Source organism: Domibacillus sp. A3M-37 (assembly GCF_024213455.1).
GTDB lineage: Bacteria > Bacillota > Bacilli > Bacillales > Domibacillaceae > Domibacillus > Domibacillus tundrae.
In genome coordinates, this window is record NZ_JANAVL010000005.1 from 125,713 (window position 1) to 147,803 (window position 22,091).

The 22,091-nt window shown below is 44.1% G+C and carries 25 protein-coding genes; 4 read left to right on the forward strand and 21 right to left on the reverse strand.

All coding sequences use genetic code 11. The features are described from left to right. The first annotated feature begins 448 nt into the window (after positions 1-448). Positions 449-865, forward strand: a complete 417-nt coding sequence (gene arr, locus NLX67_RS10365) for an NAD(+)--rifampin ADP-ribosyltransferase (RefSeq protein ID WP_046181200.1) — start codon at positions 449-451, stop codon at positions 863-865. A 49-nt stretch (positions 866-914) separates the two neighbouring features. Here the strand turns inward: arr and NLX67_RS10370 are convergent, their stop codons facing one another. From NLX67_RS10370 to NLX67_RS10415, 10 genes are all read right to left on the reverse strand, one after another. Beyond that, positions 915-1,070 carry a hypothetical protein gene (locus tag NLX67_RS10370; RefSeq protein ID WP_254311676.1) on the reverse strand — a complete coding sequence of 52 codons (156 nt, stop codon included), beginning with the start codon at positions 1,068-1,070 and terminating at the stop codon, positions 915-917. Between the two features lie 606 nt (positions 1,071-1,676). Beyond that, a complete protein-coding gene (locus tag NLX67_RS10375) occupies positions 1,677-1,844 on the reverse strand; it encodes a hypothetical protein (protein WP_254311677.1) in 168 nt (55 codons plus the stop codon). Positions 1,845-1,931: 87 nt separating this feature from the next. Further along, complete coding sequence (locus NLX67_RS10380; protein WP_254311678.1) at positions 1,932-2,168, reverse strand: hypothetical protein; 237 nt, start codon at positions 2,166-2,168, stop codon at positions 1,932-1,934. Positions 2,169-2,260: 92 nt separating this feature from the next. Next, a complete protein-coding gene (locus NLX67_RS10385; protein ID WP_046180252.1) occupies positions 2,261-3,163 on the reverse strand; it encodes a sulfite exporter TauE/SafE family protein in 903 nt (300 codons plus the stop codon). An 18-nt stretch (positions 3,164-3,181) separates the two neighbouring features. Further along, positions 3,182-3,802, reverse strand: coding sequence for a precorrin-2 dehydrogenase/sirohydrochlorin ferrochelatase family protein (locus tag NLX67_RS10390; RefSeq protein ID WP_046180251.1), 621 nt, complete (start codon positions 3,800-3,802; stop codon positions 3,182-3,184). Then, a complete protein-coding gene (locus NLX67_RS23030) occupies positions 3,787-4,536 on the reverse strand; it encodes a sirohydrochlorin chelatase (RefSeq protein WP_254311679.1) in 750 nt (249 codons plus the stop codon). The genes NLX67_RS10390 and NLX67_RS23030 overlap by 16 nt, the downstream gene beginning before the upstream one ends. Next, positions 4,533-5,306 (reverse strand): uroporphyrinogen-III C-methyltransferase, encoded by a 774-nt coding sequence (cobA, locus tag NLX67_RS10400; protein ID WP_046180249.1) that lies wholly within the window; start codon positions 5,304-5,306, stop codon positions 4,533-4,535. The genes NLX67_RS23030 and cobA overlap by 4 nt, the downstream gene beginning before the upstream one ends. 70 nt (positions 5,307-5,376) lie before the next feature. Next, entirely contained in the window at positions 5,377-5,973 is a 597-nt protein-coding gene (gene cysC, locus NLX67_RS10405) for an adenylyl-sulfate kinase (RefSeq protein WP_046180248.1), read from the reverse strand. A 13-nt stretch (positions 5,974-5,986) separates the two neighbouring features. Next, complete coding sequence (gene sat / locus NLX67_RS10410) at positions 5,987-7,126, reverse strand: sulfate adenylyltransferase (protein ID WP_254311680.1); 1,140 nt, start codon at positions 7,124-7,126, stop codon at positions 5,987-5,989. A 64-nt stretch (positions 7,127-7,190) separates the two neighbouring features. Then, positions 7,191-7,904: a phosphoadenylyl-sulfate reductase gene (locus NLX67_RS10415; RefSeq protein ID WP_254311681.1), complete on the reverse strand. Its 714-nt coding sequence runs from the start codon at positions 7,902-7,904 to the stop codon at positions 7,191-7,193. Between the two features lie 195 nt (positions 7,905-8,099). Between NLX67_RS10415 and NLX67_RS10420 the strand changes: the two genes are divergently transcribed. Beyond that, the gene (locus NLX67_RS10420) at positions 8,100-9,722 is read left to right on the forward strand and encodes an ABC-F family ATP-binding cassette domain-containing protein (RefSeq protein ID WP_046180245.1); all 1,623 of its coding nucleotides are present in this window, start codon (positions 8,100-8,102) and stop codon (positions 9,720-9,722) included. Positions 9,723-9,759: 37 nt separating this feature from the next. Here NLX67_RS10420 and NLX67_RS10425 read toward each other — a convergent pair whose 3' ends face one another. Genes NLX67_RS10425 through NLX67_RS10435 form a run of 3 tightly spaced genes read right to left on the reverse strand, consistent with a single transcriptional unit; the run spans position 9,760 to position 11,795 of the window. Next, the gene (locus NLX67_RS10425) at positions 9,760-10,179 is read right to left on the reverse strand and encodes a universal stress protein (RefSeq protein WP_046180244.1); all 420 of its coding nucleotides are present in this window, start codon (positions 10,177-10,179) and stop codon (positions 9,760-9,762) included. Between the two features lie 15 nt (positions 10,180-10,194). After that, complete coding sequence (locus NLX67_RS10430) at positions 10,195-11,517, reverse strand: FAD-dependent oxidoreductase (RefSeq protein WP_254311682.1); 1,323 nt, start codon at positions 11,515-11,517, stop codon at positions 10,195-10,197. Continuing rightward, positions 11,514-11,795, reverse strand: a complete 282-nt coding sequence (locus tag NLX67_RS10435; protein WP_254311683.1) for a GNAT family N-acetyltransferase — start codon at positions 11,793-11,795, stop codon at positions 11,514-11,516. The genes NLX67_RS10430 and NLX67_RS10435 overlap by 4 nt, the downstream gene beginning before the upstream one ends. 150 nt (positions 11,796-11,945) lie before the next feature. Here NLX67_RS10435 and trhA point away from each other — a divergent pair, with 150 nt between their 5' ends. Further along, positions 11,946-12,599: a PAQR family membrane homeostasis protein TrhA gene (gene trhA, locus NLX67_RS10440; RefSeq protein ID WP_254311684.1), complete on the forward strand. Its 654-nt coding sequence runs from the start codon at positions 11,946-11,948 to the stop codon at positions 12,597-12,599. 86 nt (positions 12,600-12,685) lie between these two features. Here the strand turns inward: trhA and NLX67_RS10445 are convergent, their stop codons facing one another. From NLX67_RS10445 to NLX67_RS10460, 4 genes are all read right to left on the reverse strand, one after another. Continuing rightward, positions 12,686-13,642 carry a tripartite tricarboxylate transporter substrate-binding protein gene (locus NLX67_RS10445; protein ID WP_254311685.1) on the reverse strand — a complete coding sequence of 319 codons (957 nt, stop codon included), beginning with the start codon at positions 13,640-13,642 and terminating at the stop codon, positions 12,686-12,688. Then, complete coding sequence (locus NLX67_RS10450; protein ID WP_254311686.1) at positions 13,639-14,319, reverse strand: response regulator; 681 nt, start codon at positions 14,317-14,319, stop codon at positions 13,639-13,641. The genes NLX67_RS10445 and NLX67_RS10450 overlap by 4 nt, the downstream gene beginning before the upstream one ends. A 19-nt stretch (positions 14,320-14,338) precedes the next feature. Then, entirely contained in the window at positions 14,339-15,601 is a 1,263-nt protein-coding gene (locus NLX67_RS10455) for a sensor histidine kinase (protein ID WP_254311687.1), read from the reverse strand. A gap of 97 nt (positions 15,602-15,698) precedes the next feature. Further along, on the reverse strand, positions 15,699-17,030 hold the full coding sequence (locus NLX67_RS10460; protein WP_254311755.1) for a CitMHS family transporter: 1,332 nt from the start codon (positions 17,028-17,030) through the stop codon (positions 15,699-15,701). Between the two features lie 268 nt (positions 17,031-17,298). Between NLX67_RS10460 and NLX67_RS10465 the strand changes: the two genes are divergently transcribed. Next, positions 17,299-17,565, forward strand: a complete 267-nt coding sequence (locus NLX67_RS10465; RefSeq protein WP_046180324.1) for a hypothetical protein — start codon at positions 17,299-17,301, stop codon at positions 17,563-17,565. A 60-nt stretch (positions 17,566-17,625) separates the two neighbouring features. Here NLX67_RS10465 and NLX67_RS10470 read toward each other — a convergent pair whose 3' ends face one another. The 4 genes from NLX67_RS10470 to NLX67_RS10485 form a co-directional block, all read right to left on the reverse strand. Then, on the reverse strand, positions 17,626-17,985 hold the full coding sequence (locus NLX67_RS10470; RefSeq protein ID WP_254311688.1) for a replication termination protein: 360 nt from the start codon (positions 17,983-17,985) through the stop codon (positions 17,626-17,628). Between the two features lie 109 nt (positions 17,986-18,094). Continuing rightward, entirely contained in the window at positions 18,095-19,534 is a 1,440-nt protein-coding gene (locus NLX67_RS10475; protein ID WP_254311689.1) for a phospholipase D family protein, read from the reverse strand. A 74-nt stretch (positions 19,535-19,608) separates the two neighbouring features. Beyond that, positions 19,609-20,673 (reverse strand): acetyl-CoA C-acyltransferase, encoded by a 1,065-nt coding sequence (locus tag NLX67_RS10480; protein ID WP_254311690.1) that lies wholly within the window; start codon positions 20,671-20,673, stop codon positions 19,609-19,611. Further along, entirely contained in the window at positions 20,670-22,073 is a 1,404-nt protein-coding gene (locus NLX67_RS10485; protein ID WP_254311691.1) for an AMP-binding protein, read from the reverse strand. Before NLX67_RS10485 ends, NLX67_RS10480 begins: the two co-directional genes overlap by 4 nt. Between the last annotated feature and the right edge of the window lie 18 nt (positions 22,074-22,091).

The following is a 22,091-nucleotide window of genomic DNA, read 5'->3' on the forward strand; positions in this document are numbered from 1 at the left end:
ATCGAACCAGTTGTAACACATTTGACTCTTGATGAAGTTGACACAGCTTTATCAACGAGTAATGAACAAGAGGTTATTCGTGCTTTGAACTTTCTTTATGAAAATACGAAAGAAAATGAATACTTTATTGAGCAAAAACTGATTGTTCTTCTTCAAAATCCAATTCTTGAGATTAAACAGTTAGCAGCCAATTATGCTAATCACTTCAATGAAGTAGGGATACTATCTTCTAAAGGGGTCGAGGAAATGGTATCCATCATACGGAAGGATAAAGAAATAGAGTATTATGCAGATATGTATTTCGATGAAAATTGAGTTAAAAAACAAAGCTCTTTTCGTAAAGTTTGTTGCTTTTTTACACACATTCAGATTGGGTAGTATAATTATTCCAATTCGGATACTATAATGTTATTATACAAATCTAAAAACATAAAAGAGGTGTATCAGTATGAATGACAAAAAAGATGTCTTAGATAATGGTCCTTTTTTTCATGGTACTAAAGCAGAACTAAAAATTGGAGATTTATTAGAACCACAACACATATCAAATTACCAAGATAAAAAATCTAACTATATATATTTTACTGCAACATTAGATGCTGCTAAATGGGGTGCTGAATTAGCAACATCCAAATCAAAAGAAAGAATTTATATTGTAGAACCATTAGGTGAATTTGAAAATGACCCGAACGTAACTGACAAAAAATTTCCTGGGAACCCAACACGTTCCTATAGGTCTAAATCACCATTGAAAATAATAGCTGAATTAGGTTCATGGGAAAGACATTCCGATGAACAAATAAATCATATGATTGCATCTATAAATAAGTTACGTGAAGAAGGAAAATTTGTAATATACGATTAATCCATAAATATACAATTCGCAACATATTTAACGCAGGTAAGATTAATGATTATGGAAAAGTCCACGCTCCACAAGAAAAGATTGTTATTGAAGCTGGATTATAAAAGTCAATATATTCAAGAATATAGCCTTTAATTGATGTTCTGCCAAATGTTCTTTGTACTACTGACATCAAAAAATCATCGGTAGCTTGTGTGAAATTCATACATAACGACCTCCAAAAAAGTTAGTTATCAGTACGGACCCGAAAATTATGGAACGTACCTGAATGTTATGGGAGTGACTGCAAAGCTTATTGGAATAGACCTAATGATTATAGTCAACTTAGAGAGGGGAAGTTTTTAATAACGAATATTATAAAAACTTGAGGGAATGACTTATTGTTCTATTTGAGGTTTTTCAAAGTTAACATAATATCTATTATAGAAAGTCAGGTATGTTTTTTCTCATTTCAAAAGTAAACTTCTAATAATGAGAAAAAAGAAAAATTTCAGTAAGCTTGTTTGCTTTAAGATTGCTGTCATTCTTGAATCCATTTATGTGTACTTGTTTTAATGGATTCTGCTTTTAAGTACTCATGGTCAATCAAGTCATCTTTATGGTGCAAAAACATCCAGTATGCCCATTGATAATCTTCGGGAAATTGAGCGTTTGAGACGAGAAAGGATTCTAGCCGGTGAATAATAATATCTTCCACAGCAATAACAAAAATGCTGCGGCCGCTTTTTAATTCAATTTCAACAAATTTTCTTTCGTTACCTTCCAGGTCACTGTAAGGTATTTCAATCGCAATTTCGAGTTTTTCATGATATCACTCTCGTGACGTTCTGCTGAATCCGAGTTCTTCTGTCAGCAGCTTATCAAATTGCTCCCACCCTCTGGAAATAAAATCAATATCGTACGTTGTGTAGTGGTTCAACGTGTACAATTCAACAGCGAGACCTCCTACAACTACTGGTTTTATATTATGGCTGGCCATATATACTCTGTTAAAAGTCCGGCAAATTCAAACATGCGCTCACGTATCGGAAGCTGCAATAAAGAAGTCAACTCTTTTTTAAGGCGATCAATAGGCGTCAAAATAAATCTTCCCCGGCTCTTTAATCATAAAGGTCCCTTCTTGAACAGCACGCTTTTTCTTGGCGAGAATAAGCGCTGTGAGGGCGTCAGATTCTCCGCGCGAGGATCGCATTCTTGAACGTTTCACAGTGGAGCCTCCACTTTTCATGGCGTAAAGCCGGGCATTAACTGCCGGACGTTTTGCATTAACGGAAGCTCCCAGTGCGCCAAATTGAATTTTCATGCAGATCCCTCCTTTGTATTATTACTATTATACCCAATTTTAACCAATTGGCGATAAAAAAAGACGTGACCCAATTTATATGGGCCCCGCCTTTAAGAGGTTCTTTTCACTGTATTCATTTCTTGCTTTTCTTTTTGCGCAATGCGTTTTTCTTTTCGCACTATATACCATGTAAGAGGAATCCAAATAATTACTAATACAATAAAGATCGCGGTTTCCACAGAATCTGAAATGCTTGTGTAATTCAAAACTGCATTTAAATTGGTCATAATAAGCATGCCACTGACGATGACAGCTAATACGCGTGTCGGCAGACTTTTTACGATCCAGGCGGCAAATGGTGCGGCAATCACGCCGCCAAGCATAATGGCACCTGCCCAAAGCCAGTTAATTTTGTCCGGACCAAGTGAAATCATAAAGCCGATTGTGGCAGCAGTTGCAACGGCAAATTCACTCGCTGCAACAGTTCCGATGACCATACGCGGCTGCATGCCTTTTTGGGAGAGTAAAGCAGGCGTTGCAATCGGTCCCCATCCGCCGCCGCCACTGGCGTCAAAAAAGCCGCCTACAAAGCCTAACGGAATAAAGAATCGGTTCGTTGGCGGTTTTGGTTTTTGTTTCCGTGCATCTTTTAAGAAAAGAAAGCGTCCAAGAATAAACAATCCGAGACAAAGCAGGAATCCAGAAATGTATAGGCGTACATAATCTCCAGTCAGGTTGCTTAAAAATGTCGCGCCGGCGAATGCACCAATTGCACCTGGCACAATGAGTTTTCTCAGCATCGCTTTATCTACATTGCCGAACTTACGGTGGCTGATGCCGGATGCTGCCGTCGTAACGACTTCTGCCATATGAACAGAAGCGGATGCAATGGCCGGCGCAATCCCTGCTGTTAGCAACAGTGTTGTCGATGTGAGGCCATAGCCCATTCCAAGCGACCCGTCAACGAGCTGGGCAGCGAGCCCGACGAGTGCAAGAATTAAAAAACGTTCCATATTGGTTCCTCCTGTTGTCTATAAAGCGGGATAGTGTGCAAAAAGTTCTGCCATATAGTATTCCCGCTCCTCCGGATATTCTAAGTAGCGGGTTTCCGCCGCTTTTTTAAGCCAAATTCTCCGCTCTGGCCGATCATGAATGTGACTCTTAATGTATTGTCGTGCATCAAATAAAAAATCCAAATAGTCTTCATACCGTTCATCAAATTCATGCTCAAGCTGGTTCCGTATTTGAGTCGACAATGTCGGGCTTGCACCGCTAGTCGACACACTAATCATCAGCTTGCCCCGAATTAATACAGCGGGGATCTGCGCGTTGCCAAGGTCATTATGCTCCGCATGCACGACAAGTTTTCCGTGCAAAACAGCAAGCTTCGCCATCTCGGCATTGGCCTCTTTGTCGTCCGTAACGAGCATAATTAAAAACGCGTCTTCAAGATCAGTCCACTCGACTTTTTTACGGTGAATAAAAACTTTTTCCTCAGCTGCCAGCTGTTCAATAGCCGGATGGCATTTTGGGCTGACAATGTGGGGTCGGATGCCAAAGCGAAGCAGGTTTTCAACTTTATGAAACGCGATCGATCCGCCGCCGGCAATGACGACTTTTTGATCGCTTAAATCAATCATAATGGGAAACATACCGGCTCCGACTGTGCAGCTTCTTCCACACGCTTTGCTAAAATATTTCCGATCACCGGATCATAGCCAAGATGCCTGCATAAATGGATGTCTCCGTCTAGTTTAAGCTTTTTGACGGCTCGGTCCATTGTTTTTGTCAGTATGCCAGTAAACAGCAAATATGGAACAATAAACAGCTGTTTTGGATTGGTTACAGCCACTTCCCGAAGTGCATCTTCAAAAGCGGGCTCGCAGGCTGCCATATATCCAATATGCACATCAGTTAACTTGGTTTTATTTTTAAAAAGATGAAGAATACGGCTGAAATCTTCTTTTGTCGCCGGGTCACTACTGCCGCGGCCAACGAGAAGAACACTCGCATCCGGTTGTATTGAAGCTGCTTCCTTCATCCGGTCGATGAGTACGTCGATGATCTGTTCATGTACGCCAAGCGGATGGCCATAGCGAATAACGGCCTGGGGGAAGTGTTTTGCTGCATTCGCGAGTTCACCCGGAATGTCTTCTTTTGCGTGTCCCGCTGTTAAAAGAAGAAACGGAATCGCAATGATATCCGTTGCTCCTCTTTCAATACAGGCACGCAGTCCTTCTTCAATGGATGGTTCAGATAATTCAAGATAGCAAATTTCCTGGATGGGTGCGTCAACAAGCGGCATCGTTTCTTTAATGAAATCAGCTGCCTGTTTCGCGCCTTCTTTCACACGGGTGCCATGACAAATGTAAAGTACAGCTTTCACCCATTTACACCTCCTGATACATTATCCGTGTTTTCTTTAAACCATTGAAGCTCACTGCGCATCTTCACGACCTCACCGATAACAATCATGCTTGGATTCGTAATGCCTTCTTTTTGAGCAACATCATGTATATCCAAAAGCGTACCTGTGACTGTTTGCTGTTTTGCTGTCGTCCCCCAATGAATAAGGGCCGCAGGTGTTTCAGGAGACTTTCCATACTTCAGAAGCTGTTCTTGAATATAAGGAAGGTTTTTCACGCCCATGTAAATAGCGATCGTATCGATTCCTTTTGCTAAGGAAGCCCATTTCATTTCTTCTCCTGCACCTTCTTTACGGTGGCCTGTCACGATAGCAAAAGACGCCCCGTGATCACGGTGGGTAACAGGGATGCCAGCATAAGCAGGAGCTGCAATACCAGATGTAATACCTGGAACAACTTCAAACTCAACGCCGTTTTGAACAGCAAATGCCGCTTCCTCACCGCCGCGCCCGAAAACATAAGGGTCGCCGCCTTTTAAACGGACAACCTGTTTCCCTTGCTTCGCATGCTCCACAAGAAGTTCATTAATGTTTTCCTGCTGAACAAAATGACGATCCGGCAGCTTTCCGCAAAAAAGAAGTTCTGTTCCTTCTTTTGCATGCTCAAGAAGCTCCATGCTGATCAAACGATCATATAAAATGACATCCGCTTCCTGTATCGCCCTTAACCCTTTAACCGTAATTAAATCCGGATCTCCCGGACCTGCACCGACAAGCCATATTTTGCCCATCGTGCCACCTCCGTTCATCGTGCATTTCTCTCTATTTCTATCGTCTGCATGACCCTCGTCATGAGAGCTCTTACAGCCAGTTATTTTGCTTTAAGTAATCAACGAGCTGATCCACGCACTCTTCAACAGTATAGCGGTCAGTGTTCAAGACAAGCTCTGGTTTTTCCGGTGCTTCGTATGGCGACGAAATGCCCGTGAATTCAGGGATTTCACCTGCTCTTGCTTTTTTGTACAAGCCTTTTGGATCACGCTCTTCACATTTCTCGATCGGGCACTCAACGAATACTTCGATAAACTCATCTTTTTCAAGCAGCGCACGAACGGTATCACGGTCTTCACGGAATGGCGAAATAAAAGCGGTAAACACAAGCTGGCCGCCGTCTACAAATAGCTTTGCCACTTCGCCGATGCGGCGGATGTTTTCTTTGCGTGCTTCATCTGAAAAGCCGAGGTCTTTATTTAAGCCATGGCGGACGTTATCGCCATCCAATACATACGTGCTGACGCCAAGGTCAAATAAGCGGCGGGCCGCTGCGTTTGCAACGGTCGATTTGCCGGAGCCGGACAGCCCGGTAAACCATAAAACCGCGCTGTGGTGTTTGTTTTTTTGACGGCGTTCTTCTTTTGTTAGTGACTGTTCGTGCCACACGATATTGTTGTTTGTCATCTTCATTCTCCTTTTATGCGTTTGCTGTTTCTTTCATGCCGCGGATAAGTACTTCCACGACTTCTTTACGGCTGAATTCTGCTGGCGGAATATCGCCTGCGCGGAGCATTTCACGCACTTTAGTACCAGAAAGAATGACATGGTCTTCTTTGCTGTGTGGGCATGTTTTCGCTGACGCCATGTTGCCGCATTTTTTGCAGAAGAAGCTGTGTTCAAAGAATAAAAGGGTAATGCCGATTTCTTCTGCTGTAAAGTTTGAGAAGATTTCCTGTGCTTCATACGTGCCGTAGTAGTCGCCAACCCCCGCGTGGTCGCGGCCGACGATAAAGTGTGTACAGCCATAGTTTTTACGAACAAGCGCATGGAAGATTGCTTCGCGTGGTCCTGCATAACGCATCGCTGCTGGGAATACCGCCAGTTTTACACGGTCAGCCGGGTAGTAATCACGAAGAAGTACTTGATAGCTTTCCATACGGATATCTGCAGGAATGTCATCGGATTTCGTTTCGCCAACAAGTGGGTTTAACAGGAGCGCGTCAACGATTTCAAGTGCTGATTTTTGAATGTACTCATGCGCGCGATGAACCGGATTCCGTGTTTGGAAGCCAACGATTTTATTCCAGCCATTTTCTTGGAAAATACGGCGTGTTTCCGATGGATCAAAATAAAATTCCGCAAATTGTTCGCGTTCAATGCGCTTTACAAGTGTAATCGGGCCGCCAAGATAAACAGGACCACGGCTGTATACTTTTTTCACGCCTGGATGTGCTTCTTCTGTTGTTTTATATACATTTTGAGCTTCTAGCTGCTGGTCAGGCTCATAAATGTCTTCAATGTTCAAAACACCGTACACCGTGCCGTTTTGTTTTAAAAGAACGGTATCGCCTTTTTCATATCCGGATTCATCATGTACAGGAAGCGTGATCGGTATGCTCCAAACCGTTCCGTTTGCTAAACGCATGTCTTTCACGACACTCTCATAATCAGCTTGTGTTAAAAAGCCGGTTAGAGGGCTGAACGCACCTGTCGCAATTAACTCAAGGTCACTTAATGCTGTTGCATCAAGTTCGACTTCTTTTGAAACGCCTGATAGATCAAGATCCGGGTTGTACTGATTAATAAGTTGGCCTCCGTGGGCAGCAATGTTTGTCATGTGAAATTACCTCCGATAGTATTGAAATCATATATAAATACTTGGTATTAGATTCGGAAAAAAATTATGTTGTATGAAGACCGCATTCTGTTTTTCCAGAACCGCTCCAGCGACCGGAACGAATGTCGTCCATTGAAAATGCCGGTTTCGTACATGGTGCACAGCCAATGCTTGGGTATCCCTGGTCGTGTAGCACATTGTAATCAAGTTCGTGTTTTGTCACGTAGCGCCATACTTCTTTCCACGTCCAGTGAATAAGCGGGCACACTTTAATTTTTTTGAACCGGTTATCAAGATTTAAATAGTTTGTATTGGCTCTTGATTCCGATTGCTCGCGGCGCAGCCCTGAGATCCAGGCCGTTGATGGCGCCAATGCTTTTTGAAGCGGAATAATCTTGCGAATTTCACAGCACTTATTCGGGTTTGTCGCAAACAAGTCTGGCCCGAATTGTGCAGCCTGTTCCTCAATTGTCATCTCCGGCTGCTGCATACGAATATTCAGCTGCGGATAGCGTGCTTTTACTTTATCAATCGTTTCGTATGTTTCTTTAAAATGATAATGTGTATCAAGAAAAACGATTTCTGCATCTGGTTTTACCTGTGCAATTAAATCGATTAACACGATCCCTTCGATTCCGAAACTACAGGCATATACTAATTTCTCTCCATAAGTATCATATGCCCATTGCAATGTTTCGAGTGCCCCTTTTGTTTCTGAGTCTACTGGAAAATCAGGAACTTGATTTTGAAGCTCGTTCCACGATTCAAACGTAATCATTAATGCCCACCTCTCTTGTCGGTATTCTTTATGAATGAGTTTAGTTTATCAGAAAATAAAGGAAAGTCAATCCTATTTACTTACTCGGGATTTAAAAAAAGATTTGGTTTCGTTTTCAAATGACTGTCTGTTCTTTTTTTAACGCAGGAATGATATAATCAGAGGCGATGAATTCATTTTGGGAGGAAAACAAATTTGATTACAGTACAAGATGTCAGCCTTCGCTTTGGCGACAAAAAATTGTTTGAAGATATTAACTTAAAATTCACACCGGGGAATTGCTACGGATTGATCGGCGCAAACGGTGCCGGAAAATCAACTTTCGTAAAAATTCTGTCTGGTGATTTAGAACCACAGACCGGCCATGTATCCATGCCGAAAGATGCGCGCCTTACTGTTTTAAAGCAGAACCATTTTGAATATGAAGAGTTCAGTGTGATGGAAACGGTCATTATGGGCCACGCGCGTTTATATGAAGTGATGAAAGAAAAAGACGCAATTTATATGAAAGCGGACTTCACTGATGAAGACGGCATGCGCGCAGCAGAGCTTGAAGGCGAGTTTGCAGAAATGAATGGCTGGGAAGCTGAGCCGGAAGCAGCGATATTGCTTTCAGGTCTCGGCATTTCAGATACAATGCATGATAAACTAATGGCGGACTTGGACGGTTCGGACAAAGTGAAAGTGCTTCTTGCACAAGCGCTGTTTGGGAAGCCGGATGTTCTCTTGCTAGATGAGCCGACCAATCACCTTGACATACAGGCGATCCGTTGGCTGGAAGAATTTTTAATCAACTTTGAAAATACCGTTATTGTCGTATCCCATGACCGTCACTTTCTAAATAAGGTATGCACGCACACAGCAGATCTTGACTTTGGCAAAATTCAAATTTACGCAGGTAACTATGATTTCTGGTATGAATCAAGTCAACTGGCGCAAAGACTTCAGTCGGATTCCAATAAGAAAAAAGAAGAAAAAATTAAAGAGCTTCAGGCATTTATCGCGCGTTTTAGTGCAAATGCGTCCAAATCAAAACAGGCAACCTCCCGGAAAAAGTCGCTTGATAAAATTTCGCTTGATGACATTAAGCCGTCTTCCCGCCGCTATCCATACGTTCAGTTTACGCCGGAACGTGAAATTGGCAACGACGTACTTCGTGTCGACGGCTTGTCGAAAACGATTGATGGCGTGAAAGTGCTCGATAACGTCAGCTTTATTATGAATAATGATGACAAAATTGCCTTTGTCGGTACAAACGAAGCTGCAAAAACAGCGCTCTTTAAAATTTTGGCAGGTGAAATGGAGCCGGATGAGGGTTCATACAAATGGGGCGTCACAACAACGCAAGCCTATTTCCCGAAAGATAACTCCGAGTATTTTGACGGATCGGACATTACACTGGTTGAATGGCTGCGCCAATTTTCACCAGCTGATGAAAGCGAAAGCTTTTTGCGTGGATTCCTGGGCCGTATGCTCTTTTCGGGTGAAGAAGCACTGAAAAAAGCAAGTGTGTTATCCGGTGGTGAAAAAGTGCGCTGCATGCTGTCAAAAATGATGCTGTCCGGATCAAACATCCTTCTTTTGGATGAGCCGACGAACCATTTGGACTTGGAATCAATCACAGCGCTTAATAATGGCTTGATCAATTTTAAAGGCGCAATGATTTTCGCGTCCCATGACCATCAGTTCGTTCAGTCAACAGCGAATCGCATTATTGATCTTACGCCAAAAGGAATCGTAGATAAATCAGTTACGTATGATGAATATTTGGATGATGCGGAACTTCAGAAAAAAGTAAAAGCGATGTACGCCTCTTAATAAAAACGAAACGGCACCTCACAGGGGTGCCGTTTTTTTACTTTACAATCATCACCGGACAGTTCGTTCGCTTCATCACTTTATGGCTGACGCTGCCAAGGACAAATTGCTGCAGATTGTTTAGCCCTCGGCTGCCGAGAATGACCAGGTCCGCTTTATGGTCATTCGCATATTTTACAATGGCAGGTCCCGGATCGCCGTCTTTGACAAGAATCGTATAGGGAATGCCTTTTTCTTTAAAAAGCGCTTCGTGGCGGCCTAGTTTTTCCTGGCGTTCCCGCTGGACAGCGGCTAATCGTTCTGCTTGAAGTGCTGCCCCTCTTGACTTGTCTCGACTTGGGACAAATAAAATCGTGACGGTGCAGTGATCAGAAAAATGTGCCAATGCTGCGGCTTGCTCGGCAGCGCGGTAAGAATGCTCTGAGCCGTCGGCTGCCAATATAATAGAGTTGTACATAAGCGGTTCCTCCTGTTACGTTGCCCGGCGTGCCGCTTGCTGGATAGGGTCCCAAACGCCATTAACAGGCGGCGAGTAGCTTAAATCCAGATCTTCCAGTTCTTCAATTGTCATCTTGTTGAACAGCGCGGCTGCCAGCACATCAATCCGTTTTTCAGCTCCGTGTTTACCAATCGCCTGCCCGCCAAGCAGCCGGCCGGAATCGGGATCATACATGATTTTCACGCGTAACGGTGATGCCGTTGGATAATAGCCGGCTTTGTCTTTTGTCTCAATTGTAGATGTTTTATACGGAATACCCGCTTCCCGTGCGTCTTTTTCTGTTAAGCCGGTGGAGGCGGCAATCAAATTGAAAAACTTCATGACTGATGTACCGGTGATACCTTTAAACGAGCGTCGCTTTCCAGCCATATTTAATCCGGCGATCCGCCCTTGTTTATTGGCGGTTGTACCAAGCGGAATGTAATCAGGTTTTTGCTTCACAAGATGAAAATGAGTCGCACAGTCACCAGCAGCGTAAATACCTGGAATTGAGGTTTCCAACCGGTCATTGACGATAACCGCCCCATTTTGGAGCATGTTCATGCCGGTTTTCTTTAAAAAAGTGGTATTTGGGCGAATGCCGACCGCAGCAATAACTAAGTCGGCGGCGTGTGATTGGACGTCCGTCACAACATGCCCATCCTCAATCGCTTTTACTTCTTCGTTTACCGCCAGGATAATACCATGTCTTTCCGCTTCCAGGTGAAGAAGTTCAGCCATATCCGGATCAAGCATTGTGGCAATATGCCCACTCCTTTGAATGATCCGAATTCGCTTTCCGAGCCGGTGAATATTTTCAGCCAATTCAAGGCCGATGTAGCCTGCTCCAATAATGATGACTTCTTTTACCTGGTCCATTTGTAAGTCTTGAATGAGGCGCTTAGTATCCGGAATCGTTTTAACAACGTGAACCCGTTTTTCCGATGCTCCCTTCCATTTCGGCAGCATCGGACTCGCGCCAGTGGCGATCAGCAGGCGGTCATATGAAATGGTAAAAGCAGTTCCTGTTTCATGGTTTTCCCCCGACACCTTTCGCATAGAAGGACTGACAGACGTTGCTTCATGCAGAATGCGGGCATCAATGCCATATTTAGACTTGAATGTCTCTACGCTCCGGGCAATTAAGTCATCGGTCGATTTAATAAGTCCGCCGACTACATAGGGCAGCCCGCATTGACCGTATGAGTAAATGTGCCCTTTTTCAAGCACTGTAATTTCCGCTTCGCTGTCGTTATGAACGATTTGCATCGCCGCGCTCATTCCGGCTGCATCGCCACCGATAATCACGTATTTCATTTCGCTAATGCGTTTACATCGTCATATTTATCGCCTCTTGAAAATTCAGCGACGACATATGAACAGGTAGGCAGAATTTTCAGATTCTCTTTTCTTGCATAATCAGCAAGCGCATCAAGCAGTTGTCCAGCTACACCGCCGCCGCGAAGCTCGTTCGCTACATACGTATGATTGGCGTTTATTTTTCCGTCGCCGGCAGGGGCATACGTAATTTCTGCTACACGCTGTCCATCCTTCTCCATATAAAAAATGCCTTCTTCATGTTTAATTGGTTCCATAATCAAAAACCCCTTTCCTTGTTCTCTTTTTCAGTATACCCTTTTTAAGACGGTACATTAACCTCTTTTAAAGTGCGGAACAAGAACAATTAGAGCTGAATATGCTACAATATGAGTGTAATAGTGATTGAACGAAAGGAGTTGTCGCTTGTGAAGGAATCTACGAAAACACATGTGTTTTCCAAGGGTGAGGAAATTGCAAACTCCATCACTCACGGAATTGGCGCTCTGCTCAGTATTGCCGCACTCGTTATCTTAATCGTCTTTTCCGCTATTTATGGAAACGGCTGGCACTTGGCAGGGTTTATGGTTTTTGGGATTACCATGGTACTGCTTTATTTGTCCTCCACGCTCGTGCACAGTTTTCCCCAGGGTAAAGTGAAAGATTTGTTTGAAATCTTCGATCATGCGTCTATTTATTTGTTTATCGCGGGCACCTATACACCATTTTTATTTATCGCGGTACAAGGAACACTCGGCTGGACGTTATTTGGTCTCGTATGGGGGATGGCCATCGTCGGCACCGTCTTTAAATGTTTTTTTGTGAAGCGGTTTGTGGGCTTTTCGACCTTTTTGTACGTTGTAATGGGATGGCTGATCGTTTTTGCATGGGGACCCCTCACGGAAATGTTATCTCCTATGGCGATGTCTTTCCTCGTAACTGGCGGGATTTTGTATACAGCAGGCGCGGTTTTTTACGTCTGGCGCGGTTTTCCATATCATCATATGATTTGGCATTTGTTTGTACTCGCCGGAAGTGTCTTTCACTTTTTTGCTGTACTTGGACTGCTTCCAGATGCATAAAAGGCTGTCTCATTAAACTGAGACAGCCTTTTATGCATCTGCGGTAACACCCCTGCCTCTACGTGGAACCGCAGGAAGAGGTGTCGTCATTTTTGATTCATGATATAGCGGTATTTTTTCATGTCTGCTTCAAGTAACGCGGCGGTGTCTTCGCTGTTTCTGTAAAAGGGTGTCCAATGGTTTTTTTCTAATTCTTCCACCCAGTATGGGGAGGATTGAACAGCATTCAAAAGGGATGACCACTGCTCTTTTTCTGGCTCACTCATTTCACCAGATCCCATCACGCCGCGCCAATGCGGAAACACGACATCGATGCCTTGTTCTTTCCATGTCGGTACATCAGGCAAATGGCCGAGCCGTTCCGGTGACGAAATGGCGATGATCCGAACGTTTTCTTCCTTTGCAAATGTTTCTGACTGGGATGAGGAAAGAGAAGCTGCCGCAATTTCCCCCGCTTGGAGCGCAGACAAAAGTTCGTCACCGTTTGAATAACGAAAAAAGCGAAGCGATGCAGCGGAAAGTCCTGTAGCACGGGCCGCTTCAGAAAACGCAATTTGGTCATCATTCCCAAACTGTGGTTCAATGCCGATTGGGTAGAGATCCGGCTGTTTTTTCAGTCGTTGCATAAAGTCTGTAATAGATTGAATCGGCGAGTCATCCATTACAATGACCGCCTGCCATTCACTTGCCATCGTGGCAAGCGGGGTAAATTCCCGGTAGTTAAGTGTACTATGGCCAAGCAGGTTATTTGTTAACAGCAAACTGGATGTCATCGCGATCGTATGAGGACCGGATTCTTTTAAATGTGCCCATCCATCGTTACCCCCTTCTCCTTCTTCATAGATGATTTGTACGTTATACTTCGTCAGTTTTTCCTTTTCTATGACGGTTTTAAGCGAATTAGCGAGGGCATCCCATCCTCCGTCCGGAGAGCCTGGCACGATAAAGGTAAGTTCCTGCTGCGTGAGCGGTTTTTTGGATGGTGTACAGCTGGCAAGCACGATGGAAGCAAGCAGCAGGAGTATGTATTTCTTCCTCATCATTCGATCTTAAAATAGCGCCGCTCAGGCCGGCCGACAATGCCATATTCGTGTTCTACCCGGCACTTTCCAGTTGTCACCAAATATTCAAGATAGCGGCGCGCCGTTGTACGGGAAGCACCGATTTTTGCGCCCATTTCTTCAATGGAAATGCCGCTCTCAAGCTCCTGAAGAACGCCGGATACGCGGTTTAATGTAACGCTGTCAATGCCTGTCGGAAGCTGGGCAGCATGTCTGGGTTCCTGCTGCACTGTCCCAGCGAAATACGCATCAACCACGTCTTGCGTTATATGGTCTGTCGCGGATAAAAGGTGTTTTTTCTTCTGATATTCTTTCATCACAGCAGTGAATTTCTCCATCGATACCGGCTTCACCAAATAATGAAATACACCGTAGCGGAGTGCTTCTTGCAGCATATGTTTTTCAGAAGCAGCTGTAATCATAATAATATCGGTTTTCGGAAACCGTTCTTTTAACAACGGCAAAAGTTCTGTGCCCAGCATATCTGGCATGTAAATATCGAGCAGCAGCAAATCAGTCTCATTTTTCTTTAGCAGTGCCAGCGTATCGGCTGCATTCAGTGCTTTTCCAACAACGATAAATCCGTCTAATTGCTGTAGAAATTGTTCTTGTATACTGGCAATACGAAAGTCGTCTTCTGCAATCGCAACACGAATCATGAATATCCATCCTTTTTTGTCAGTCTTCTTTCGGTATGTAAATCGTAAAAATGGTTCCAGCAGGCTCATTCGGTACCACTTCAATCATGCCGTGAAACGATTCAACGGCTTCTTTCACATTGTGGAGCCCAAATCCCCGTCCGTCTCCTTTTGTAGAATAGCCTTTTTCAAATAAAAAATGGAGTACTTGTTCATCGATGCCGGTCCCGTTATCTGTTACTTCGATAATTAACGTTGGGCTGGCATCCGTAATAAGAAACGTAACGAGCGGCTGCTTTACTTGTTTAACCGCTTCAAAGGCATTATCAATTAAGTTGCTGATGACCGTCAGCAGCGAGTGGGCGTCTATATGTGCAGGAAGGGCTGACAATGTGCTTTCTTGTTCGATTGTAAAAAACACTTTTCGCTCGGACGCTTTGGCGGTTTTGCCTAATAAAACCGCTTGAATAAGGTCATCCTGAATTTGCTTGAATACAATCTGATTTTGAAGTGACACGCTGTCGGCTTCTTTTTGAATAAAATCAAGTGCTGCTTCATTCCGTCCGAGCTGCAAAAGGCCGGACAATACGTACAGCTTATTCATAAATTCATGCGTCTGGGCACGCAGGTCATCGGAATAGAGACGCATTTCATCAATCGTTTTTTTGTACATGGCTGCGATTTTAGACGGTTCAAATCCAAGTGTATCGGCTAATATGCTTTTCGTCAGCCAGATCCCGCCCACTACCCCCGCTAACAGAGCAAAGGCAGCTGCGATTAAAATTTCACCGGTTTGAGCGGCTGTTTTCTGTGCAATTGACTTTTTTGAAAATTCAACGGAAACGGTCCCAATCACTTCTGTATAGTTATCTGTTGTTTTCATAATAGGGGCTTTTCCAATAATGGCTTCTCCGTCTGTTCCTGTTTCTTCCACCGTATACGTCCCGCCATAAATGAGCGAGCGGCTATCGGACTCCCGGAGCAGTTCGTTATTCCCGTAGGTGGACAACACAGTGCCGTTTCGTCCGGCAATAGAAATGGACTGTGCTTCGGTCCGCTCTTGTATATGTTCAAGGACAGGTAATAGCGTTTCGCGGTCACGTTGTTCCACTAAAAAAGCGGTTGTCTCCGGCATCAACGAAATCGTCTGTGCGGTTTGAAGCGAAAGCTGGTGAACCTGTTCGGCCGTTTCCCCCGTTTGAATAGCGTAAAAAACAGTGGACATACCGGCAATAATGAAAAAAAGTAAAGAAAAAACAAGCGCAAAAATTTTCGTCCGGAGTGGGACTGTTTTCGTTTTCATGAAGGCTCCAATCTGCTTTTGATCAAATTGTACGAAACATTTGATCAGATGAAAAGAAAAAATCCCGGATTCGAAAAAATCCGGGCCGGGATATAAATTACAACGAAATAACACCAAACAATAAAGCAGTCATCGTCATCACAAGGGATGTTCCGACTGTCCACAGAATTGTAAACCGCTGATACTGCCCGAAATCCACTTTTGCCATCCCGACAAGCAAATAAGTTGATGCTACAAGCGGGCTAAGTAAATGAACCGGCTGCCCAAGCAATGACGCACGGCCAAGTTCAACGGCGCTGATGCCATATGTCGAAGCGGCTTCTGCAATAATCGGCAGAACCCCAAAGTAATACGCGTCATTGGACATGAAAAACGTGAACGGCATGCTTGTAATCGCAGTAATAATCGGCAAGTGCGGTCCCATTGAATCCGGAATGACAGCAACTAAGCTGTTGGCCATTGCATCGACCATTTCTGTTCCAGATAAAATACCGGTGAAAATACCGGCTGCGAAGACAAGTGACACTACCGCCAGCACATTGCTTGCATGTTCGGCAATTCTCTCTTTTTGGTGCATCACTTTCGGATAATTTACGGTGATCGCGATGGCAAACGCCAGCATAAACAAAATCGGAAGCGGCATAACGCCTAAAATGAGCATCGCCATAAGTACAATGGTTAACGCAAAGTTAAACCAAATAAGCTTCGGCCGTTTCCATTTTGCTTCTTCCTCCGAAACAGCGGCAGTGGCTGTGCTAAAAAACGTTAAATAACTTTTTCCTTCCGCCTGCTGCTGGAGCTCTTCCATCGAAAGGACTCCAAGACGTTTTCTTTCCTGTTTCCCCATCCAATATGCTGACAAAATGACCCATAAAGCTCCCACGATCATCACTGGAATCAACGGGTTAAATAACTCCTGCATATCAATGTTCAACGCACTCGCCGCACGAGCAGTCGGACCGCCCCAAGGTGTCAAGTTCGTCACCCCCACAGCCATCAACGCAACAGCCGGCAAAATAAGCGGATTCATTTTCAACCGCTGATACAGCGGCAGCATCGAAGAGATCGTAATCATATACGTTGTTGTTCCATCTCCATCAAGGGAAACAATCATTGCCAGCACGGCGGTGCCGACCACAATTTTCATTGGATCCCCTTTAACCGCTTTCAAAATTTTGCCGACGACTGGATCAAAAAGTCCAGCATCGATCATAATCCCAAAGTACAAAATCGCAAACATAAGCATAACGCCGGTCGGTGCAAGTTCTGTAATGCCAGTAAGCGCCATATCACCGATGCCAGAACCAAATCCAGCAAAAACAGCAAATGCGGCCGGTACAATCATTAAGGCGATTAATGCGGATAATTTTCCACTCATAATTAAATACATGAAAACAGCTATCATGGAAAAACCGAGAATGGCGAGCATTGTCATCGTTAAACACTCCTTTTCATTTTTATGAAAACGCTTTATTATTGAATAATTTAATTAAATTAAGTGGAAAGGTATATAAAACGAAAATTAAAAAAGTATTAACAATAAAAGTTTTTGTGTTCATAAAAACTAATTCATATTTTGCTTCGCTTTTTCTATAAAAAAGACTTTTATTAATTAACCATTCCCCCCATCTGTTTATCCTTTTGTAGGGAGGGTAGAAAATTTACTAAATCAAACTAGAATAAAGGAGGAAACGGCATTGGATCTCAATTTGAAAAAGAGGCTGCTCGCCAGTGGAATGGCAGCCGTATTAATGCTTGGCGGCTTATCCGCCTGTGGAGACAGTGAAGAACCGGAAGATCAGCAGGAGGGCCAGCTGGATGAAGAAAACGAGCCAGATCAAGATAATGAGGATCAAAATGACCAGCTTGATGATCAAATCAAACAGGATGACACCATTAATGATGGTGTTGATATGCAGGATGGAGAAAAAGACGATAAACTAAACGAAGAAGAAAATAAATAATTTGTTCTCAAATCGCCTGTCTGTTTCTTCAATTAAAAAAGAAAACCCACAAAAAAGAGCTCAATAAACGTCTTCCAGCGCTTTTCGCAATAGCGACATACTGCGGTCAAGATCTGTTTTCACTTGTTTCTTATAGAGTTTCGCTTTTTCATAGTCAGCGAATTGGTAAATAACAATTTCTTTATATTTTGCGCCTTCCTGCACTTTTTTCTGGCGCATTAAAATACCATCATCAATTAATTCATGAAGTGACCGGTATATTTCAGAATGATTCGGCTCGTATCCGAAAGGTTTAAAGTTTGCTTTTAATTCGTCCATCGCCTGCATTCCATACATTTTATGTTCTTCAACAAAATGGATCATATAAAGCTTTAAAAAAGCACGTTGTTTAATTAAAAATTTCCCTTCACCTCTAGGCATTTTTCCATCACTCCTTTCTTTTTAGTTTAATAGCTTGTTTTAAAATTGTCAAATTTGAATTTTGCACATATTGTATTTTAAAAAATAAAAACGGCCGAAGCCGTTTTCGTTAAAATGTTGTAAAATGAAATATTTTTTGGAATGCATAGATGATTCGTTTGCCAAGCGACATGTTGTCGTTGTGTTCCTCGTACGCATCTGTATAAATCGCTCCTTGGTTTTCCCACAACATTTGGAAATAGCCATCCACTTCACTTATAATTTCACTATCGTTGGCTGCTCTTATTTTGACGTCTGTTTCCGGGTTGTAGTTATTCAGATTTCGCGACGTATGATTGGCTGAACCGCTTATAATAACGGTCTCCTTTTTATGTTTCACATAGATCATTTTCGGATGGAATTGCTCCGGCGACTGAGCAAACCAGCGCACTTCTACTTTGTTGTCTGTGTCTTCCCGCAATTCAGCTGCCATTGGGATATTCGGCAAGCCTGTTTTTTTACGTCCGAATGAATTTTTGTTTGTATCAAGAATGAGCTTCACGTTCACCCCGCGATTTGCCGCATTAGTCAGCCCTTCAATAACAGTACGGTCGGCTAAATAAAACATTGCCAGCCAAATTTCATCTCCTTTTTTTGCTGCATCAATTTCATCGTGGACCGCTTCCTGAATTTTTCCTTCTGTTAGGAGCTGCACACGAACATCCCCTTCGTTTTGATGCGGATCAATGGAATCCGGAAAATTGATTTCACGCCGGGTGTCCGCAGCCGCTTTTTCACTTTTAAGCATGTCTCCAACGAGCGCTCCTTTTACTTCAAACGCCACGTTGGCAAAATAATAGCTTGCATCATGCGGATTTGCTGAACTGATCAGTGTCGTTTGTTCTGTCGTAATCGTTTTCCTGTGATTGGCTTTGACGTTAAAAAGTTTTAAATAGGAACGAATCGTCATATCCGGTGCGGTGTCGGAAAAAGCATTTGGCAACCAGCCGTTTTGGCTGTCACCCCACCACGTAAACAGCATCCGATAAAATCCGCTGTAAATTGGGGTCGGATCACGAAAGGCATCCATGTTTGTTTCCACGACCTTGATGCCAGCCTTTTTCATTTGCACAAATTCCGGCACTGAATGAGAGCGGTATGATGAGTTTACTTCGTCTGTGACGAAAATGATAGGCATATCGGGGTTCGCTTCTTTTTTAGCGATTAGTGCATTTGTCATTCTCTGAACATTCGCTGGATATTCTTTCTTTTTTTCATGATAAGAATTGAATAAAAAATAATCAAGGACGATAAACTGTTCCGCTTCGTTTATAATTTCGAGCGTTCTTGTGAAAATTTCTTCCTTAAAAAATGTCTCGCTGTTTTTTTCACCAGATAAATTGTAGAAAAAATCGACATCTTCTTCATGTACTGTGTATTCTTTGCTTTTGTACGATATATTGTCTGGCAGCGGCCGATAGACATTGTACATCATAATAATCACATATAAAGACAAAAAAAGAATGGCGAATAAGCGCCGCTTTCCCCATTTATCCAGCCTTATTTTCATAACGGCTCCCCCGTTCTCTCTGTTTCTTTTATCATACCCATGCCTGTACGGGGAAAAACCGGCTGAAAGATTTTTTAAACACGTTCAAACAGCATCGCAACACCAATTCCACCCGCACTTCCAACTGCCGCAACCCCATACGTTTCATTACGCTGCTGCATGCCGTAAAAAAGCCGCAGTACAAGCATCGCTCCTGACGCCCCATACGGATGCCCAAGTACAAGCCCGCCTCCGTTCGGATTTAGTTTTTGGAGCGGAATGTCCAGTTTTCGAGCGGCATATACGAGTTTTACCGCAAAGGCTTCATTTATTTCCCACACATCAATGTCTAAAACAGTTAAACCTGTTTTTTGAAGCAGCTTTTCAATCGCCGGGACAGGTGTTGCAGCTGGAAAGTTCGGATCGGCACCAGCGACGGCACTTGCGATCACTTTTAAACCAGGTGCTCTCACAGACGTCATCGACACAGCACACGCCGCATCGTTAAAGGCAGATGCATTCAATGCCGTCACGGTGCCGCCTGATTTAAAAGCAGCTTTCGCCCGCGGCGCAATTTTTTCAACTGGGCGTTTTTTCATGGCGGCTTCATCTTGCTTATAGCCGCCAACCGGAACGATTTCTTCGCTAAACCGCTTTTTCTTTATCGATTCCTCATATCGCTTATAGCTTAAAATCGCATAGTCGTCCTGCTCTTTTCTAGAAATATGTTCCCGTTCAGCGAGCCATTCTGCCGCGATCCCCATTTCAGGATCGCCAATCGATGCAGGGGAAAAGACGGCTTTTTCCGGACGAGGTGATGTGCTGGAGCTTTCACATCCGCCCGCGATGATGAATTGTGCCCCGTCGGATTGAATAATGGCGGCACCGAGCCGGATCGCTTCTAAACCAGATGAACATTGCCGGTCAACCGTCAAGCCGGGTACGGTTTGGGGAAGCCCGGCCAAGAGCGAAGACAAGCGCGCAATGTTTCCACCTGGTCCGGTCACATTGCCAAGAATCACCTCGTCAGGTGGAACGTTCACTGATTTTGTTAAAGACGTGATAACAGGCGCAGCAAGCTCAGCCGCCCCAATGTGCGCAAAAATGCCGTCTTTTACGCCAACCGGTGTCCGTCGCGCATCCGTGATGTAAACCGTCATAGAAACGCCTCCCTTGCTTTCTTTTGCAAGTCTTTACGGGCGATTTTCCCGTTTGATGTAAGCGGCAGCTCGTTCAGTTGAATCCAGCGTCTCGGCAGTTTTTGAACCGATAAGGCTTGTTTGGCAAACGCTCGGACCACGGTGGCAGCGGCTTGTCCTGTATAAAAGCAGATAATCCTTTCGCCTAGCCGCGGATCTGGAATGGAGGTTACGGCGGCCATCTCAACTCCCGGACATTTCACAATGATGCGTTCTATTTCTTCCGGATACACGTTGACCCCGCCGGTAATGATCATAAACTGTTCCCGGCCAACGATGTATAAATAGCCTTCTTCATCTAAATAGCCGGCGTCCCCAACTGTATAAAATCCGTCTTCTCTAACATCCAGCTGATAGGAGCCCTGCTCCACATAACCGCTGAACAGCATCGGGCTTTTCACAAAGACTGTGCCAATTTGATTAGCAGAAAGGCTTTTTCCATCCGATCGAATCTCAATCGTCACGCCTGTGCTTGGCTTTCCGGAAGAAGCAGGCCGCTCTTTGTAATCATCCGGCGTCATGTAAGAAACGAAGCTCAGCTCGGATGCGCCGTAAAACTCGTAAAGAGGCGCTTTTGGATACGAATTCATCCACTGCTGCTTTCTTTCAGCTGTCCAGCCGGCACCGGATAGGAAAACGAGCCCCGCAGAAGCAAGCTCTCCTTGCTGATCGATGGCTTCAAGCATCGTCGGCACCGCATAAAAAACGAACGATTCGGTTGTATTTAATGCTTCGATCACACTTTGCGGCAAAAATTTATCCATCAATACAATCGGCTGTCCGCTAAAAAGCGCAAAAGCCGTGCCATATAAAAAAAGAGAATGATGAATAGGACCGGCAATGACCGCCGTTTCCTGACCGGTCAATGGAAAATCAGCCAATCCCGCTTCAAAGCTTTTCAGCCAGGAAAACTGGTTTCGGGCAAATTGCTTTGGCGTGCCGCTTGACCCAGAAGTAAAGCCGGAATAAAACAACGCTTCGGAATCCGGATGGCAATAGGAAGAAGGCGCTGTTTTTTGAATGAGCCCGCCGATTTCACTTAGATCGTCTTCCCCAATAAACAGCGCCGGTTTTGCCAGGTGAAGCCGCTCGGCTCGTTCCGCATGGGTCATTCGTGGATCAAGCGGCATAAAAGTAAAGCCGGCCCGGACTGCGCCGCAAAACAAAGCAAGTGTTTCCCACCGATTTTGTGCTGTTAGCGCAACGATATCGCCAGGCTGGCCCTGTAAAAGAAGCCACGCTGCTGCCCGCTTCGTTATGTCTTCCCATCTGCTGCATGTAAAAACCTCATTTTTTGTTTGTACACAAATAGACTCCGAGCACGTTTGTGCCCGGAGCGATTGTGTGGATGTCATGTTCATTATCGATCCCCCCACAGT